Genomic DNA, 16,389 nt, shown 5'->3' with positions numbered 1-16,389 from the left:
CGACGGATGAAAGCAGCGCCAAAAACGCCAAAAGCAAAACGTCAGGAAGAACAGGCCAACTTTATCAGTTGGCGTTTTGCGTTGCTGTGCGGCTGCATTCTGCTGGCGCTGACTTTCCTGCTGGGGCGCGTTGCCTGGCTACAGGTGGTCAGCCCGGATATGCTGGTGCGTCAGGGCGATATGCGTTCCCTGCGCGTACAGGAAGTGTCCACCGCGCGCGGGATGATTACCGACCGCTCCGGACGTCCACTGGCGGTCAGCGTGCCGGTGAAAGCTATCTGGGCCGATCCGAAAGAACTCCATGATGCCGGCGGGGTAACCCTGGATACGCGCTGGAAGGCGCTGGCGGATGCCCTCAATATGCCGCTGGATCAGCTGGCGACGCGCATCAATACCAATCCGCGGATGCGTTTCATCTATCTGGCGCGTCAGGTTAACCCTGACATGGCCGACTACATCAAAAAACTGAAGCTGCCGGGCATTCATCTGCGTGAAGAATCCCGTCGTTACTACCCTTCCGGGGAAGTGACCGCTCACCTCATCGGTTTTACCAACGTCGACAGCCAGGGGATTGAAGGGGTCGAAAAAAGCTTTGATAAATGGCTCACCGGCCAGCCGGGCGAGCGTATCGTGCGTAAAGACCGCTATGGTCGGGTAATTGAAGACATCTCTTCCACCGACAGCCAGGCGGCGCACAACCTGGCGCTGAGCATCGATGAGCGTCTGCAGGCGCTGGTCTATCGTGAGCTGAACAACGCCGTGGCCTTTAACAAAGCCGAGTCCGGAAGCGCGGTGTTAGTGGACGTGAACACCGGCGAAGTGCTGGCGATGGCCAACAGCCCGTCCTACAACCCAAACAACTTCGCCGGCACGGCGAAAGACACCATGCGTAACCGCGCCATCACCGACGTCTTCGAACCGGGTTCGACGGTGAAGCCGATGGTGGTGATGACGGCGCTGCAGCGCGGTATCGTCAACGAAAATACCGTGCTCAATACCGTGCCTTATCGAATTAACGGCCACGAAATTAAAGACGTGGCGCGCTACAGCGAATTGACCCTGACCGGGGTGCTACAGAAGTCGAGTAACGTCGGTGTTTCTAAGCTGGCGTTAGCGATGCCGTCCTCAGCGTTAGTAGATACTTACTCACGTTTTGGGCTTGGAAAGGCGACCAATTTGGGGTTGGTCGGAGAACGCAGTGGCTTATATCCTCAAAAACAACGGTGGTCTGACATAGAGAGGGCCACCTTTTCTTTCGGCTACGGGCTAATGGTAACCCCGTTACAGTTAGCGCGAGTCTACGCAACGATTGGCAGCTACGGCATCTATCGCCCGCTGTCGATTACCAAAGTTGATCCACCGGTTCCGGGCGAGCGTGTCTTCCCGGAATCACTCGTTCGTACCGTCGTTCATATGATGGAAAGCGTGGCGCTGCCCGGCGGCGGCGGCGTGAAAGCGGCGATCAAAGGCTATCGCATCGCGATTAAAACCGGTACGGCGAAAAAAGTGGGGCCGGATGGCCGCTATATCAACAAATATATTGCTTACACCGCAGGCGTTGCGCCCGCCAGCCATCCGCGCTTTGCGCTGGTGGTGGTGATCAACGACCCGCAGGCAGGTAAATACTACGGTGGCGCCGTTTCCGCGCCGGTGTTCGGTGCCATCATGGGCGGCGTATTGCGCACCATGAACATCGAACCGGATGCGCTGGCAACGGGCGAAAAAAGTGAATTTGTAATTAATCAAGGCGAGGGAACAGGTGGCAGATCGTAATTTGCGCGACCTTCTCGCTCCATGGGTGCCAAACGCACCGGAGCGCATTCTGCGAGAGATGACGCTGGACAGCCGGGTGGCGGCTTCCGGCGATCTCTTTATCGCGGTACAGGGTCATCAGGCGGACGGGCGTCGTTATATCCCGCAGGCGATAGCGCAAGGTGTGGCTGCCATTATTGCTGAAGCGCAGGGCGAAGCGAAAGACGGTGAGATCCGTGAAATGCACGGCGTGCCGGTTATCTTCCTGAGCCAGCTTAACGAACGTTTATCGGCGCTGGCCGGGCGTTTTTATCATCAGCCGTCGCAGCAGCTGCGTCTGGTGGGCGTGACTGGTACCAACGGCAAAACCACCACCACCCAGCTTCTGGCGCAATGGGCGAAACTGCTCGGCGAAACCAGCGCGGTGATGGGGACCGTCGGCAACGGGCTGCTGGATAAAGTGGTGCCGAGCGAAAACACCACCGGCTCTGCGGTCGATGTTCAGCACGTGCTTTCCGGCCTGGTCGAGCAGGGGGCAACCTTCGGCGCGATGGAAGTCTCTTCCCACGGGCTGGTGCAGCACCGCGTGGCGGCCGTGCAGTTTGCCGCCTCGGTATTTACCAACCTGAGCCGCGACCACCTCGACTACCATGGCGATATGGCGCACTACGAAGCGGCGAAATGGCTGCTGTACTCCACCCACCATTGCGGCCAGGCCATCGTCAACGCTGACGATGAAGTCGGTCGTCGCTGGCTGGCGAAGCTACCGGACGCGGTGGCGGTGTCGATGGAAGATCATATCAATCCGAACTGCCACGGCCGCTGGCTGAAGGCCACCGCGGTCAACTATCACGACAGCGGCGCCACCATCCAGTTTGACTCCAGCTGGGGCAACGGTGAAATCGAAAGTCGCCTGATGGGCGCCTTTAACGTCAGCAACCTGCTGCTGGCGCTGGCCACGCTGCTGGCTCTGGGCTATCCGCTGGCCGATCTGCTGAAAACGGCGGCTCGTTTACAGCCGGTATGCGGCCGTATGGAAGTGTTCAGCGCGCCCGGTAAACCGGCCGTGGTGGTGGATTATGCCCATACGCCTGACGCGCTGGAAAAAGCGCTGCAGGCCGCGCGCCTGCACTGCAGCGGCAAGCTGTGGTGCGTCTTCGGCTGTGGCGGAGACCGCGACAAAGGCAAGCGTCCGCTGATGGGCGCGATTGCTGAAGAGTTCGCCGATATCGTGGTCGTCACTGACGACAACCCGCGTACCGAAGAGCCGCGGGCGATTATCAACGATATTCTGGCCGGCATGCTCGATGCAGGTCATGCAAAAGTGATGGAAGGCCGTGCGGAAGCGGTGACCAACGCCGTGATGCAGGCGCAGGAGAACGACGTGGTGCTGGTGGCGGGTAAAGGCCATGAAGATTACCAGATCGTCGGCAACCGTCGTCTGGATTATTCCGACCGCGTCACCGTCGCGCGTCTGCTGGGAGCGGTAGCATGATTCGCTTTACGTTAAGCCAGCTCGCCGCGATCGCTCATGGCGAACGGCAGGGTAGCGATATCGCTATCGACGAGGTGACCACCGACACCCGTAAAATCACGGCGGGCTGCCTGTTTGTGGCGCTGAAAGGCGAGCGTTTCGACGCCCATGATTTTGCCGAACAGGCGAAAGCGGCAGGCGCCGGCGCGCTGCTGGTGAGCCGTCCGCTACCCTGCGATCTCCCGCAGGTGATCGTGAAAGATACCCGGCAGGCTTTCGGCGAGTTGGCCGCCTGGGTACGTCAGCAGGTGCCGACCCGCGTCGTCGCCCTGACCGGCTCGTCCGGTAAAACCTCGGTCAAAGAGATGACCGCGGCGATCCTCAGCCAGTGCGGCAACACGCTGTATACCGCCGGCAACCTGAACAACGATATCGGCGTACCGATGACCCTGCTGCGTCTGACCAAAGAACATCAGTACGCGGTGATTGAGCTTGGCGCCAACCACCAGGGCGAAATCGCGTGGACCGTCAGCCTGACGCGTCCGGAAGCGGCGCTGGTCAACAACCTTGCCGCCGCGCACCTTGAAGGTTTCGGCTCGCTGGCGGGCGTGGCGAAGGCGAAGGGCGAAATCTATACCGGTCTGCCGGAAAACGGCATCGCCATTCTCAATGCCGACAACAACGACTGGCTGAACTGGCAGGCGGTGATTGGCGATCGCAAAGTGTGGCGCTTCTCGCCGAACGCGGCCAACAGCGATTTCACCGCGACTAACGTGCAGATCACCAGCCACGGCACCGAATTTACGCTGCAGACCCCAACCGGCAACGTTGACGTACTGCTGCCGCTGCCGGGACGCCACAACATCGCTAACGCGCTGGCGGCGACCTCGCTGGCGATGGCGGTAGGCGCCGATCTGGCGGCGGTGAAAGCCGGTCTGGCGCAGCTGCAGGCCGTTCCGGGACGTCTGTTCCCGATCCGCCTGACCGAGAGTCAGCTGCTGCTGGATGACTCCTATAACGCTAACGTCGGTTCGATGACCGCGGCGGTGCAGGTGCTGTCAGAGATGCCCGGCTTCCGGACGATGGTGGTCGGCGATATGGCGGAGCTTGGCGCGGAAAGCGCGGCTTGCCATCGTGAAGTCGGCGAAGCGGCGAAAGCGGCAGGGCTGGATTGCGTTCTCAGCGTCGGCGCCTTGAGCGCGGATATCAGCCGCGCCAGCGGCGTGGGCGAACATTTTAACGATAAAGCCGCCGTGGTGGCTCGCCTGCGCGAGCTGCTGGCGGAGCATAAGATAATGACCATTTTAGTGAAGGGTTCACGTAGTGCCGCCATGGAAGAGGTAGTACGCGCATTACAGGAGACTGGGACATGTTAGTATGGCTGGCCGAACATTTGGTCAAATATTATTCCGGCTTTAACGTCTTTTCGTATTTGACGTTTCGCGCCATCGTCAGCCTGCTGACCGCGCTGTTCATCTCTCTGTGGATGGGCCCGCGCATGATCGCCCGTCTGCAAAAACTCTCCTTCGGCCAGGTGGTTCGTAACGACGGTCCGGAGTCCCACTTCAGCAAACGCGGCACGCCGACCATGGGGGGGATCATGATCCTCACCGCGATCACCGTGTCAGTGCTGCTGTGGGCTTACCCCTCCAACCCGTACGTCTGGTGCGTGCTGACGGTATTAATCGGCTACGGGATCATCGGCTTCGTTGATGACTACCGTAAAGTGGTGCGCAAAGACACCAAAGGCCTGATCGCCCGCTGGAAGTATTTCTGGATGTCGGTGATCGCGCTGGGCGTGGCGTTCGCGCTCTATCTGGCCGGGAAAGACACCCCGGCGACCGAGCTGGTGGTGCCGTTCTTTAAAGACGTCATGCCGCAGCTGGGGCTGTTCTATATCCTGCTGGCCTACTTCGTGATTGTCGGCACCGGCAATGCGGTTAACCTGACCGACGGTCTCGACGGCCTGGCGATCATGCCCACCGTCTTCGTCGCGGCGGGTTTTGCGCTGGTGGCGTGGGCGACCGGTAACATGAATTTCGCCAACTACCTGCACATCCCCTATCTGCGCCACGCCGGCGAACTGGTGATCGTCTGTACGGCGATCGTCGGCGCGGGGCTGGGCTTTCTGTGGTTTAACACCTATCCGGCGCAGGTCTTTATGGGCGACGTCGGTTCGCTGGCGCTCGGCGGCGCGCTGGGCATTATCGCCGTGCTGCTGCGTCAGGAATTCCTGCTGGTGATTATGGGCGGTGTTTTCGTGGTGGAGACCCTGTCGGTGATCCTGCAGGTCGGCTCCTTTAAGCTGCGCGGTCAGCGTATTTTCCGCATGGCGCCGATCCACCACCACTATGAACTGAAAGGCTGGCCGGAGCCGCGCGTTATCGTGCGCTTCTGGATTATTTCGCTGATGCTGGTGCTGATTGGCCTGGCGACGCTGAAGGTACGTTAATCATGGCAGATTATCAGGGTAAAAAAGTCGTCATTATTGGGCTGGGCATGACCGGCCTGTCATGCGTGGACTTTTTCATGGCGCGCGGCGTAACCCCGCGCGTGATGGACACCCGCGTCGCGCCTCCCGGGCTGGATAAATTGCCTGAATCGGTCGAATGCCATGTTGGCGGCCTCAATGATACCTGGCTGCTGGCGGCGGATCTGATTGTCGCCAGTCCCGGCATCGCGCTGGCTCATCCTTCGTTGAGCGCGGCGGCGGACGCTGGCGTAGAGATCGTTGGCGATATCGAACTGTTCTGCCGCGAAGCGCAGGCGCCGATCATCGCCATTACCGGCTCGAACGGCAAAAGCACCGTCACCACCCTGGTGGGCGAGATGGCGAAAGCGGCCGGGGTTAACGTCGGCGTGGGCGGCAATATCGGCCTGCCGGCGCTGATGCTGCTGGATACCGATCGTGAGCTGTATGTCCTGGAGCTCTCCAGCTTCCAGCTGGAAACCACCTCCAGCCTGCAGGCGGTGGCGGCAACCATCCTCAACGTGACTGAGGACCATATGGACCGCTACCCGCTGGGGCTGCAGCAGTATCGCGCGGCGAAGCTGCGGATTTACGAGAATGCGAAGACCTGCGTGGTCAACGCGGACGATGCGCTCACCATGCCGGTACGCGGCGCGGACGATCGCTGCATCAGCTTTGGCGTCGATGTCGGTGACTACCACCTTAACCGTCAGCAGGGCGAGACCTGGCTGCGCGTTAAAGGTGAGAAAGTCCTCAATGTAAAAGAGATGTCTATCACGGGTCAGCATAACTACAGCAACGCCCTGGCGGCGCTGGCGCTGGCCGATGCCGCGGGCCTGCCGCGTGCCAGCAGCCTGAAGGCGCTGACCACCTTTACCGGCCTGGCGCATCGCTTCCAGCTGGTGCTGGATCACAACGGCGTGCGCTGGATTAACGACTCGAAGGCAACCAACGTCGGCAGTACCGAGGCGGCGCTGAACGGCCTGCAGCTTGATGGCACGCTGTATCTGCTGCTGGGCGGCGACGGCAAGTCCGCTGATTTCACCCCGCTGAAGCGCTACCTTGGCGGCGATCGTATCCGCCTGTACTGCTTTGGTCGCGACGGCGCCGAGCTCGCCGAGCTGCGTCCTGAGGTGGCGGTACAAACTGAAACCATGGAACAGGCGATGCGTCAGATTGCGCCCCTGGTGAAAGCGGGTGACATGGTTCTCCTGTCGCCGGCCTGCGCCAGCCTGGATCAGTTTAAGAACTTTGAACAACGGGGCGAGATGTTTGCCCGCCTGGCGAAGGAGTTAGGTTGATGCGTTTCTCTCTCCCACGCCTGAGAATGCCGCAACTGAGCTTGCCTCGGTTGAGACTGCCGCGACTGCCGGGGATGTTTATCTTCGCCTGGCTGTTCGCCGCGCTGAAAGGCTGGGTGATGGGCTCGCGCCCAAAAGATAACGACAGTCTGGTGATGTATGACCGGATGCTGCTGTGGCTGACCTTCGGCCTGGCGGCGATCGGCTTTATTATGGTGACCTCGGCGTCAATGCCGGTGGGGCAGCGTCTGGCGAACGATCCTTTCCTCTTCGCCAAGCGTGACGGCCTGTACATTGTGCTGGCCTTTGTCCTCGCGCTGGTGACGCTGCGACTGCCGATGGATTTCTGGCAGCGCCACAGTACCGCGATGCTGATCGCCTCGATCGTCATGCTGCTGATCGTGCTGGTGGTGGGTAGCTCGGTAAACGGTGCATCGCGCTGGATCGCCCTCGGTCCGCTGCGCATTCAGCCGGCGGAGTTCACCAAGCTGTCGCTGTTCTGCTACATCGCCAACTATCTGGTGCGTAAAGCTGACGAAGTGCGCAACAACCTGCGCGGCTTCTTAAAACCGATGGGCGTGATTTTCGTGCTGGCGATCCTGCTGCTGGCGCAGCCTGACCTCGGTACGGTGGTGGTGCTGTTCGTCACCACGCTGGCGATGCTGTTCCTCGCCGGCGCCAAGCTGTGGCAGTTCATCGCCATTATCGGCATGGGCATCTCGGCGGTGGTCCTGTTGATCCTCGCCGAACCGTACCGTATTCGCCGCGTGACCTCCTTCTGGAACCCGTGGGAAGACCCGTTCGGCAGCGGCTACCAGCTGACCCAGTCGCTGATGGCCTTTGGCCGCGGCGAGATGTGGGGGCAGGGACTCGGTAACTCGGTGCAAAAACTGGAGTATTTGCCGGAAGCGCACACTGACTTTATCTTCGCCATCATCGGCGAAGAACTCGGTTATATCGGTGTGGTACTGGCGCTTTTAATGGTATTCTTCGTCGCTTTCCGCGCCATGTCGATTGGCCGAAAAGCGCTGGAGATCGATCATCGCTTCTCCGGCTTCCTCGCCTGTGCGATTGGTATCTGGTTTAGCTTCCAGGCGTTAGTTAACGTCGGGGCGGCGGCGGGGATGCTGCCGACGAAAGGTCTGACGCTGCCGCTGATCAGTTATGGTGGTTCCAGTCTGCTGATTATGTCGACGGCCATCATGTTGTTGTTGCGAATTGATTATGAAACGCGTCTGGAAAAAGCCCAGGCGTTTACACGGGGTGTTCGATGAGCGGTCAGGAAAAGCGGTTGATGGTGATGGCGGGCGGTACCGGCGGGCATGTGTTCCCGGGACTGGCGGTCGCGCACCATCTAATGGACCAGGGCTGGCAGGTTCGCTGGCTGGGTACCGCCGATCGTATGGAAGCGGATTTAGTGCCGAAAAACGGCATCGAGATTGATTTTATCCGTATCTCCGGCCTGCGTGGCAAAGGGATTAAAGCACAGCTGCTGGCGCCGGTGCGGATCTTCAACGCCTGGCGTCAGGCGCGGGCGATCATGAAGCGTTTCCAGCCGGACGTGGTGCTGGGCATGGGCGGCTATGTGTCCGGGCCTGGCGGTCTGGCGGCGTGGTCGCTGGGGATCCCAGTGGTCCTCCACGAGCAAAACGGCATTGCCGGCCTGACCAACAAGTGGCTGGCGAAGATTGCGAAGAAAGTGATGCAGGCGTTTCCCGGCGCCTTTCCGCATGCGGACGTGGTCGGCAATCCGGTGCGCACCGATGTGCTGGCGCTGCCGCTGCCGGGGCAGCGTCTGGTGGGCCGTCAGGGGCCGATTCGCGTGCTGGTGGTCGGTGGCTCTCAGGGCGCGCGCGTCCTGAACCAGACCATGCCGCAGGTGGCGGCGAAGCTCGGCGATACGGTGACCATCTGGCATCAGAGCGGTAAAGGCGGCCAGCAAACCGTGCAGCAGGCCTATGCCGCCGCGGGGCAGCCGCAGCATAAAGTGACGGAATTTATTGATGATATGGCCGCGGCGTATGCCTGGGCAGATGTTGTGGTTTGCCGTTCCGGCGCGCTGACGGTTAGCGAAATCGCGGCCGCGGGCTTACCGGCGCTGTTTGTACCGTTCCAGCACAAAGATCGTCAGCAGTACTGGAATGCGCTGCCGCTGGAGAAAGCCGGCGCGGCGAAAATTCTCGAACAGCCGGCGTTCACGGTAGAGGCGGTAGCCTCTACTCTGGCGAGCTGGGATCGGGAAACCTTGCTGGATATGGCGGAACGAGCGCGTGGCGCTTCGATTCCGGACGCTACCGAGCGGGTAGCAGAAGAGGTCAGCGCCGTAGCTTTGGCGCGCTAATTGCGGTGATTTTCACCGCCCGAATACAGATGTTGATGGCGTAAAGAATGAATACACAAGATTTGGCAAAACTGCGTTCCATAGTGCCCGAGATGCGTCGCGTCCGGCACATTCACTTTGTCGGCATCGGCGGTGCCGGTATGGGCGGTATTGCCGAAGTGTTGGCTAATGAAGGTTACCAGATCAGCGGCTCCGATCTCGCGCCGAATCCGGTGACCCAGCAGCTGTCGCAGCTTGGCGCCACCATTTATTTCAACCATCGCCCGGAAAACGTGCGCGATGCCAGCGTGGTCGTAGTTTCCAGCGCGATTTCCGCCGATAACCCGGAAATCGTCGCCGCGCACGAAGCGCGTATCCCGGTGATCCGCCGTGCGGAAATGCTGGCGGAGCTGATGCGCTTCCGTCACGGGATCGCGATTGCCGGAACTCACGGCAAAACCACCACCACCGCGATGGTGTCCAGTATTTACGCCGAAGCCGGGCTGGACCCGACCTTCGTCAACGGCGGGCTGGTGAAAGCGGCGGGCGTTCATGCGCGTCTCGGCCATAGCCGTTACCTGATTGCGGAAGCGGATGAGAGCGATGCGTCGTTCCTGCATCTGCAGCCGATGGTCGCGATTGTGACCAACATCGAAGCCGACCATATGGATACCTACCATGGCGACTTCGAAAATCTGAAGCAGACCTTTATTAATTTCCTGCACAACCTGCCGTTCTACGGACGCGCCGTAATGTGCGTGGACGATCCGGTTATTCGTGAACTGCTGCCGCGCGTTGGCCGGCAGATCACCACCTACGGTTTCAGCGACGACGCCGACGTTCGCGTAGAAGACTACCGTCAGGTTGGGGCGCAGGGGCATTTCCGCCTGGTGCGTCAGGATAAAGAACTGCTGCAGGTGACGCTCAATGCCCCGGGACGCCATAACGCGCTGAACGCGGCGGCGGCGGTCGCTGTGGCGACGGAAGAGGGGATTGACGATCAGGCGATCCTGCGCGCGCTGGAAAGCTTCCAGGGTACCGGCCGTCGCTTCGACTTCCTTGGCGAATATCCGCTGACGGAAGTCAACGGCAAAGCGGGCAGCGCGATGCTGATCGATGACTACGGTCACCACCCGACGGAAGTCGACGCCACTATCAAAGCGGCGCGTGCCGGCTGGCCGGATAAAAATCTGGTGATGGTATTCCAGCCGCACCGTTATACCCGTACTCGCGATCTGTACGATGATTTCGCCAACGTGCTGACCCAGGTCGATGCGCTGCTGATGCTCGATGTCTACCCGGCAGGCGAAGCGCCGATCCCGGGCGCCGACAGCCGCTCGCTGTGCCGTACGATCCGTGGTCGCGGTAAAGTCGACCCGATTCTGGTATCCGACCCGGCGCAGGCCGCGGCGATGCTGGCGTCGGTGCTGACCGGCAACGATTTAGTGCTGGTGCAAGGTGCCGGAAACATTGGAAAAATCGCCCGTCACCTGGCTGAAATCAAACTGATCCCGCAAAAAACGGAGGAGGAGCGCCATGGCTGATAAAATCGCGGTGCTTTTCGGTGGAACCTCCGCTGAACGTGAAGTGTCGCTGAATTCAGGCGCCGCGGTGCTGGCCGGGCTGCGTGAAGCCGGGGTGGATGCCCATCCGGTTGACCCGCGCGATGTCGATATTACCCAGTTGAAAAAGCTGGGCTTTAAGAAAGCGTTTATTGCACTCCACGGCCGCGGCGGGGAAGATGGCACGCTGCAGGGGCTGTTGGATCTGATCCAGCTGCCTTATACCGGCAGCGGCGTGATGGCTTCGGCGATTTCAATGGATAAACTGCGCAGCAAATGGCTGTGGCAGGGGGCCGGATTACCGGTCGCGCCGTGGGTGGCGCTGACCCGCGCCCAGTTTAGCGCCGGATTATCTGCTGATGTCGAACAGCAGATTGCGGCGCTGGGTCTGCCGCTCATCATCAAGCCCAGCCGCGAAGGCTCCAGCGTTGGGATGTCGAAAGTCAGCGAAAGCTGTGATTTAGCGAGTGCACTCGCGCTGGCTTTTCAGCATGATGATGAAGTTTTGGTCGAAAAATGGCTCAGTGGGCCGGAATTTACCGTCGCCATCGTCGGTGAAGAAATTTTACCGTCAATACGTATCCAGGCGGCTGGAACCTTCTATGATTATGAGGCGAAGTATCTCTCTGATGAGACGCAATATTTCTGCCCAGGATTGGAAGATCCAGCGCGTGAGTCAGTCATTCAGAGCCTGGTGCTTAAAGCCTGGAATGTTCTGGGTTGCAAAGGCTGGGGCCGTATTGACGTGATGCTGGACAGCGATGGCCAGTTTTATCTGCTGGAAGCGAATACTTCCCCGGGCATGACCAGCCATAGCCTTGTACCGATGGCGGCGCGTCAGGCAGGAATGAGCTTCTCCCAGCTTGTTGTACGAATTCTGGACCTGGCGGGGTGATATGTCGCAGGCTGCGCTGAATACGCGGAACCATGAAGAGGACGTTTCTTCTTCGCGTCGGAGTAATGGAACGCGGCTGGCAGGGATCGTTTTCCTGCTGGCGGTGCTGTTTACCGTGCTGGTCAGCGGGTGGATGGTTCTTGGCTGGATGGAAGACGCGCAGCGTTTACCGCTGTCGAAGATGGTGGTGACCGGCGAGCGTCACTATACGCGCAATGATGACATCCGCCAGGCGATCCTGGCGCTGGGTTCGCCGGGCACCTTTATGACTCAGGATGTGAACATCATTCAGAGTCAGATTGAACGTCTGCCATGGATTAAGCAGGCGAGCGTCCGAAAGCAGTGGCCTGATGAATTGAAGATTCATCTGGTTGAATATGTGCCGATTGCACGCTGGAATGATCAACATATGGTGGATGCAGAAGGAAATGCCTTCAGCGTGCCGGCGGATCGCACCAGCAAACAGAATTTACCGATGTTATATGGCCCGGAAGGCAGCGAGAACGAAGTGCTGCAAGGGTACCGTGACATGGGGCAGGTGCTGGCAAAGGATAAATTCACGTTGAAAGTGGCGGCAATGACCGCCCGTCGTTCCTGGCAGTTGACGCTTAATAATGACATTAAGCTCAACCTTGGCCGTGGCGACACCATGAAACGGCTTCAGCGCTTTATGGAACTCTACCCGGTTCTTCAGCAGCAGGCGCAGACCGACGGCAAACGGATTAGCTACGTTGATTTGCGTTATGACTCGGGTGCGGCAGTGGGCTGGGTACCTGCTCCCGCAGAGGAAACTAATCAACAACAGAATCAGGCACAGGCAGAACAACAATGATCAAGGCGACGGACAGAAAACTGGTAGTTGGACTGGAGATTGGCACCGCCAAGGTGGCCGCTTTAGTAGGGGAAGTTCTGCCCGACGGCATGATTAATATCATCGGCGTGGGCAGTTGCCCATCGCGTGGTATGGATAAAGGCGGTGTGAACGACCTCGAGTCGGTGGTGAAATGCGTACAGCGCGCCATCGACCAGGCCGAACTGATGGCGGATTGCCAGATTTCATCAGTTTATTTGGCTCTTTCGGGTAAACATATAAGCTGTCAGAATGAAATCGGGATGGTACCGATTTCGGAAGAAGAAGTGACGCTGGACGACGTCGAGAACGTGGTCCATACCGCGAAGTCGGTTCGCGTACGCGATGAGCACCGCGTCCTGCACGTGATTCCGCAGGAATATGCCATTGACTACCAGGAAGGGATAAAAAACCCGGTAGGGCTGTCCGGCGTGCGTATGCAGGCGAAGGTACATCTGATTACCTGCCATAACGATATGGCGAAAAACATTGTTAAAGCGGTGGAACGTTGTGGTCTGAAAGTTGACCAACTTATTTTCGCCGGTTTAGCGGCCAGTTATTCCGTATTAACAGAAGACGAACGTGAGCTGGGCGTCTGCGTGGTGGATATTGGCGGTGGTACAATGGATATCGCCGTCTATACCGGCGGCGCGCTGCGTCACACCAAAGTGATCCCGTACGCGGGCAACGTGGTGACCAGCGATATCGCCTATGCCTTCGGTACGCCGCCGAGCGACGCCGAAGCCATTAAGGTTCGTCACGGTTGCGCGTTGGGTTCCATCGTCGGTAAAGACGAAAACGTCGAAGTACCGAGCGTAGGCGGACGGCCGCCGCGTAGCCTGCAGCGTCAGACGCTGGCTGAGGTGATTGAACCGCGCTATACCGAACTGCTTAATCTGGTCAATGAAGAGATCCTGCAGCTGCAGGAACAGCTCCGCCAGCAGGGGGTTAAACACCATCTGGCGGCGGGGATTGTGTTAACCGGCGGCGCGGCGCAAATTGAAGGTCTGGCGGCCTGTGCGCAGCGCGTGTTCCATACTCAGGTGCGCATTGGCGCGCCGCTGAACATCACCGGTTTAACGGACTATGCCCAGGAGCCGTATTATTCGACGGCGGTGGGGCTGCTGCACTACGGAAAAGAGTCACATCTGAGTGGTGAAGCGGAAGTCGAAAAACGCGTGACGGCGTCGGTGGGCTCGTGGATTAAGCGACTCAACAGCTGGCTGCGAAAAGAGTTTTAATTTTTTAAGAGAACGCAGACAATTAGCGTTCTCAGGCGACAGGCACAAAACGGAGAGAAACTATGTTTGAACCTATGGAACTGACCAACGACGCGGTGATTAAAGTCATCGGCGTCGGTGGCGGCGGCGGTAATGCCGTTGAACACATGGTGCGCGAGCGCATTGAGGGTGTTGAATTCTTCGCGGTGAACACCGATGCGCAGGCGCTGCGCAAAACGGCTGTTGGCCAGACTATCCAGATCGGTAGCGGTATTACCAAAGGTCTGGGCGCTGGCGCGAACCCGGAAGTCGGCCGTAATGCGGCGGACGAAGACCGTGAAGCGCTGCGCGCGGCCCTTGATGGCGCAGACATGGTGTTCATCGCGGCAGGCATGGGCGGCGGTACCGGTACCGGCGCGGCGCCTGTTGTTGCCGAAGTGGCTAAGGATCTGGGGATCCTCACCGTGGCGGTGGTCACTAAGCCGTTTAATTTTGAAGGCAAGAAGCGCATGGCGTTTGCTGAGCAGGGGATCACCGAGCTGTCCAAGCACGTTGACTCACTGATCACCATCCCGAACGACAAGCTGCTGAAAGTACTTGGCCGCGGCATTTCTCTGCTTGACGCGTTCGGCGCGGCAAACGACGTCCTCAAAGGCGCGGTGCAGGGTATCGCCGAACTGATCACCCGTCCGGGCCTGATGAACGTCGACTTCGCGGACGTCCGTACCGTGATGTCAGAAATGGGCTACGCGATGATGGGCTCCGGCGTGGCGAGCGGTGAAGACCGTGCGGAAGAAGCGGCTGAAATGGCTATCTCTTCTCCGCTGCTGGAAGATATCGACCTGTCCGGCGCGCGCGGCGTGCTGGTTAACATCACCGCGGGCTTCGACCTGCGTCTGGATGAGTTCGAAACCGTGGGTAACACCATCCGCGCATTTGCTTCGGATAACGCCACCGTGGTTATCGGTACCTCTCTTGACCCGGATATGAACGACGAACTGCGCGTCACCGTAGTGGCGACCGGTATCGGCATGGATAAGCGTCCGGAAATTACCCTGGTGACCAACAAACAGGTTCAGCAGCCGGTGATGGATCGCTACCAGCAGCACGGTATGTCCCCGCTGACGCAAGAGCAGAAGCCGGCGGCAAAAGTGGTGAACGACAATACGCCGCAAACCGCGAAAGAGCCGGATTATCTGGATATCCCAGCCTTCCTGCGTAAGCAAGCCGATTAAGAATCGACTGGAAGTTGGGCATCTGCGCTCTTTGTGCTAAACTGGCCTCCCGATAGTGGTGTACACTTCGGTTGGATAGGTAAATTGGCGAGATTATACGATGATCAAACAAAGGACTCTTAAACGTATCGTTCAGGCGACTGGTGTCGGTTTGCATACCGGCAAGAAAGTCACACTGACGTTACGCCCTGCGCCGGCAAATACCGGGGTCATCTATCGTCGCACCGACTTGAATCCACCGGTAGATTTTCCGGCTGATGCCAAATCTGTGCGTGATACCATGCTCTGTACTTGCCTGGTTAATGAGCATGACGTGCGGATTTCTACGGTTGAACACCTGAACGCCGCATTGGCTGGCCTGGGTATCGACAACATTATTGTTGAAGTCGATGCACCGGAAATCCCGATTATGGACGGCAGTGCGGCTCCGTTCGTTTATTTGTTGCTGGACGCCGGCATCGATGAACTGAACTGCGCCAAGAAATTTGTACGTATCAAAGAGACGGTTCGCGTCGAAGATGGCGACAAATGGGCTGAATTCAAACCGTACAATGGTTTTTCGCTGGACTTCACCATCGATTTTAACCATCCGGCGATTGATGCCAGCACCCAGCGCTATACGCTGAACTTCTCGGCCGATGCGTTCATGCGTCAGATTAGTCGTGCGCGTACCTTCGGTTTCATGCGCGATATCGAATATCTGCAGTCCCGCGGCCTGTGCCTGGGCGGCAGCTTCGATTGTGCCATCGTTGTTGACGATTATCGCGTACTGAACGAAGACGGTCTGCGCTTTGAAGACGAATTTGTTCGCCACAAAATGCTGGATGCGATCGGTGACCTGTTTATGTGTGGTCACAACATTATCGGCGCATTCACGGCGTACAAATCGGGTCACGCGTTGAATAACAAACTGCTGCAGGCTGTTCTGGCAAAACAGGAAGCCTGGGAGTATGTGACCTTCGAAGACGACGCAAAACTGCCAATGGCGTTCCGCGCACCGTCGATGGTTTTGGCGTAAGCCTGACCATTCAGTAAATTCGACTGGTAACCTGGTACTCTCTCCGACCAGGGAACCAGTCGTTTTTCTTTTATAGCCTCTTCCCGTTATTTTTCGCTGCGATTTCTGGGTAATAATTAGCGCGCGTTCGCTGCTTTATTAAGCGTTTTCCCCGGGCAACAGCCTTCATTCATGCTGCCTCAGCGCGCTATTAATGTTAGTATTTGAGCGCAAAATTATTTCTCCGGGTTGCTTTACCCCGTGGACATCAGGTTGTCCTGCGAAAAACGTTAATAAAGAGACAGCCTGAACG

At 58.6% G+C, this 16,389-nt stretch carries 13 protein-coding genes; all 13 read left to right on the top strand.

Annotated elements, in window-relative coordinates:
• Window positions 1-6: 6 nt before the first annotated feature.
• Entirely contained in the window at window positions 7-1,773 is a 1,767-nt protein-coding gene (locus LGM20_RS21405) for a peptidoglycan glycosyltransferase FtsI (protein ID WP_023291977.1), read from the top strand.
• Entirely contained in the window at window positions 1,760-3,247 is a 1,488-nt protein-coding gene (gene murE, locus LGM20_RS21400) for a UDP-N-acetylmuramoyl-L-alanyl-D-glutamate--2,6-diaminopimelate ligase (protein WP_044521020.1), read from the top strand. The genes LGM20_RS21405 and murE overlap by 14 nt, the downstream gene beginning before the upstream one ends.
• Window positions 3,244-4,602: a UDP-N-acetylmuramoyl-tripeptide--D-alanyl-D-alanine ligase gene (gene murF / locus LGM20_RS21395; RefSeq protein WP_044521021.1), complete on the top strand. Its 1,359-nt coding sequence runs from the start codon at window positions 3,244-3,246 to the stop codon at window positions 4,600-4,602. Before murE ends, murF begins: the two co-directional genes overlap by 4 nt.
• On the top strand, window positions 4,596-5,678 hold the full coding sequence (gene mraY / locus LGM20_RS21390; RefSeq protein WP_004204335.1) for a phospho-N-acetylmuramoyl-pentapeptide-transferase: 1,083 nt from the start codon (window positions 4,596-4,598) through the stop codon (window positions 5,676-5,678). Before murF ends, mraY begins: the two co-directional genes overlap by 7 nt.
• Before the next feature lie 2 nt (window positions 5,679-5,680).
• Window positions 5,681-6,997 (top strand): UDP-N-acetylmuramoyl-L-alanine--D-glutamate ligase, encoded by a 1,317-nt coding sequence (murD, locus tag LGM20_RS21385; protein WP_023291980.1) that lies wholly within the window; start codon window positions 5,681-5,683, stop codon window positions 6,995-6,997.
• On the top strand, window positions 6,997-8,271 hold the full coding sequence (gene ftsW / locus LGM20_RS21380) for a cell division protein FtsW (protein WP_004204337.1): 1,275 nt from the start codon (window positions 6,997-6,999) through the stop codon (window positions 8,269-8,271). Before murD ends, ftsW begins: the two co-directional genes overlap by 1 nt.
• Window positions 8,268-9,338, top strand: a complete 1,071-nt coding sequence (gene murG / locus LGM20_RS21375; protein WP_032429099.1) for an undecaprenyldiphospho-muramoylpentapeptide beta-N-acetylglucosaminyltransferase — start codon at window positions 8,268-8,270, stop codon at window positions 9,336-9,338. Before ftsW ends, murG begins: the two co-directional genes overlap by 4 nt.
• Before the next feature lie 47 nt (window positions 9,339-9,385).
• A complete protein-coding gene (gene murC, locus LGM20_RS21370) occupies window positions 9,386-10,861 on the top strand; it encodes a UDP-N-acetylmuramate--L-alanine ligase (protein WP_023291982.1) in 1,476 nt (491 codons plus the stop codon).
• Entirely contained in the window at window positions 10,854-11,774 is a 921-nt protein-coding gene (locus tag LGM20_RS21365) for a D-alanine--D-alanine ligase (RefSeq protein WP_023291983.1), read from the top strand. Before murC ends, LGM20_RS21365 begins: the two co-directional genes overlap by 8 nt.
• 1 nt (window position 11,775) lies before the next feature.
• Entirely contained in the window at window positions 11,776-12,606 is an 831-nt protein-coding gene (ftsQ, locus tag LGM20_RS21360) for a cell division protein FtsQ (protein ID WP_004204342.1), read from the top strand.
• Window positions 12,603-13,865: a cell division protein FtsA gene (gene ftsA, locus LGM20_RS21355; RefSeq protein ID WP_004204343.1), complete on the top strand. Its 1,263-nt coding sequence runs from the start codon at window positions 12,603-12,605 to the stop codon at window positions 13,863-13,865. Before ftsQ ends, ftsA begins: the two co-directional genes overlap by 4 nt.
• 62 nt (window positions 13,866-13,927) lie before the next feature.
• On the top strand, window positions 13,928-15,079 hold the full coding sequence (gene ftsZ / locus LGM20_RS21350; protein ID WP_002888628.1) for a cell division protein FtsZ: 1,152 nt from the start codon (window positions 13,928-13,930) through the stop codon (window positions 15,077-15,079).
• A gap of 100 nt (window positions 15,080-15,179) precedes the next feature.
• Window positions 15,180-16,097: a UDP-3-O-acyl-N-acetylglucosamine deacetylase gene (gene lpxC, locus LGM20_RS21345; protein WP_002888632.1), complete on the top strand. Its 918-nt coding sequence runs from the start codon at window positions 15,180-15,182 to the stop codon at window positions 16,095-16,097.
• The last annotated feature ends 292 nt before the right edge of the window (window positions 16,098-16,389 follow it).

Source organism: Klebsiella quasipneumoniae subsp. quasipneumoniae, assembly GCF_020525925.1.
Taxonomy (GTDB): Bacteria; Pseudomonadota; Gammaproteobacteria; order Enterobacterales; family Enterobacteriaceae; genus Klebsiella; species Klebsiella quasipneumoniae.
This window is presented reverse-complemented; position numbering and strand designations above follow the sequence as displayed.

Excerpts from the sequence above, each read along its gene's own strand:
- LGM20_RS21405 (WP_023291977.1), top strand. The coding sequence starts at position 7 with ATGAAAGCAGCGCCAAAAACGCCAAAAGCAAAACGTCAGGAAGAACAG.
- murF (WP_044521021.1), top strand. The coding sequence starts at position 3,244 with ATGATTCGCTTTACGTTAAGCCAGCTCGCCGCGATCGCTCATGGCGAA.
- mraY (WP_004204335.1), top strand. The coding sequence starts at position 4,596 with ATGTTAGTATGGCTGGCCGAACATTTGGTCAAATATTATTCCGGCTTT.
- murD (WP_023291980.1), top strand. The coding sequence starts at position 5,681 with ATGGCAGATTATCAGGGTAAAAAAGTCGTCATTATTGGGCTGGGCATG.
- ftsW (WP_004204337.1), top strand. The coding sequence starts at position 6,997 with ATGCGTTTCTCTCTCCCACGCCTGAGAATGCCGCAACTGAGCTTGCCT.
- murG (WP_032429099.1), top strand. The coding sequence starts at position 8,268 with ATGAGCGGTCAGGAAAAGCGGTTGATGGTGATGGCGGGCGGTACCGGC.
- murC (WP_023291982.1), top strand. The coding sequence starts at position 9,386 with ATGAATACACAAGATTTGGCAAAACTGCGTTCCATAGTGCCCGAGATG.
- LGM20_RS21365 (WP_023291983.1), top strand. The coding sequence starts at position 10,854 with ATGGCTGATAAAATCGCGGTGCTTTTCGGTGGAACCTCCGCTGAACGT.
- ftsQ (WP_004204342.1), top strand. The coding sequence starts at position 11,776 with ATGTCGCAGGCTGCGCTGAATACGCGGAACCATGAAGAGGACGTTTCT.
- ftsA (WP_004204343.1), top strand. The coding sequence starts at position 12,603 with ATGATCAAGGCGACGGACAGAAAACTGGTAGTTGGACTGGAGATTGGC.
- ftsZ (WP_002888628.1), top strand. The coding sequence starts at position 13,928 with ATGTTTGAACCTATGGAACTGACCAACGACGCGGTGATTAAAGTCATC.
- lpxC (WP_002888632.1), top strand. The coding sequence starts at position 15,180 with ATGATCAAACAAAGGACTCTTAAACGTATCGTTCAGGCGACTGGTGTC.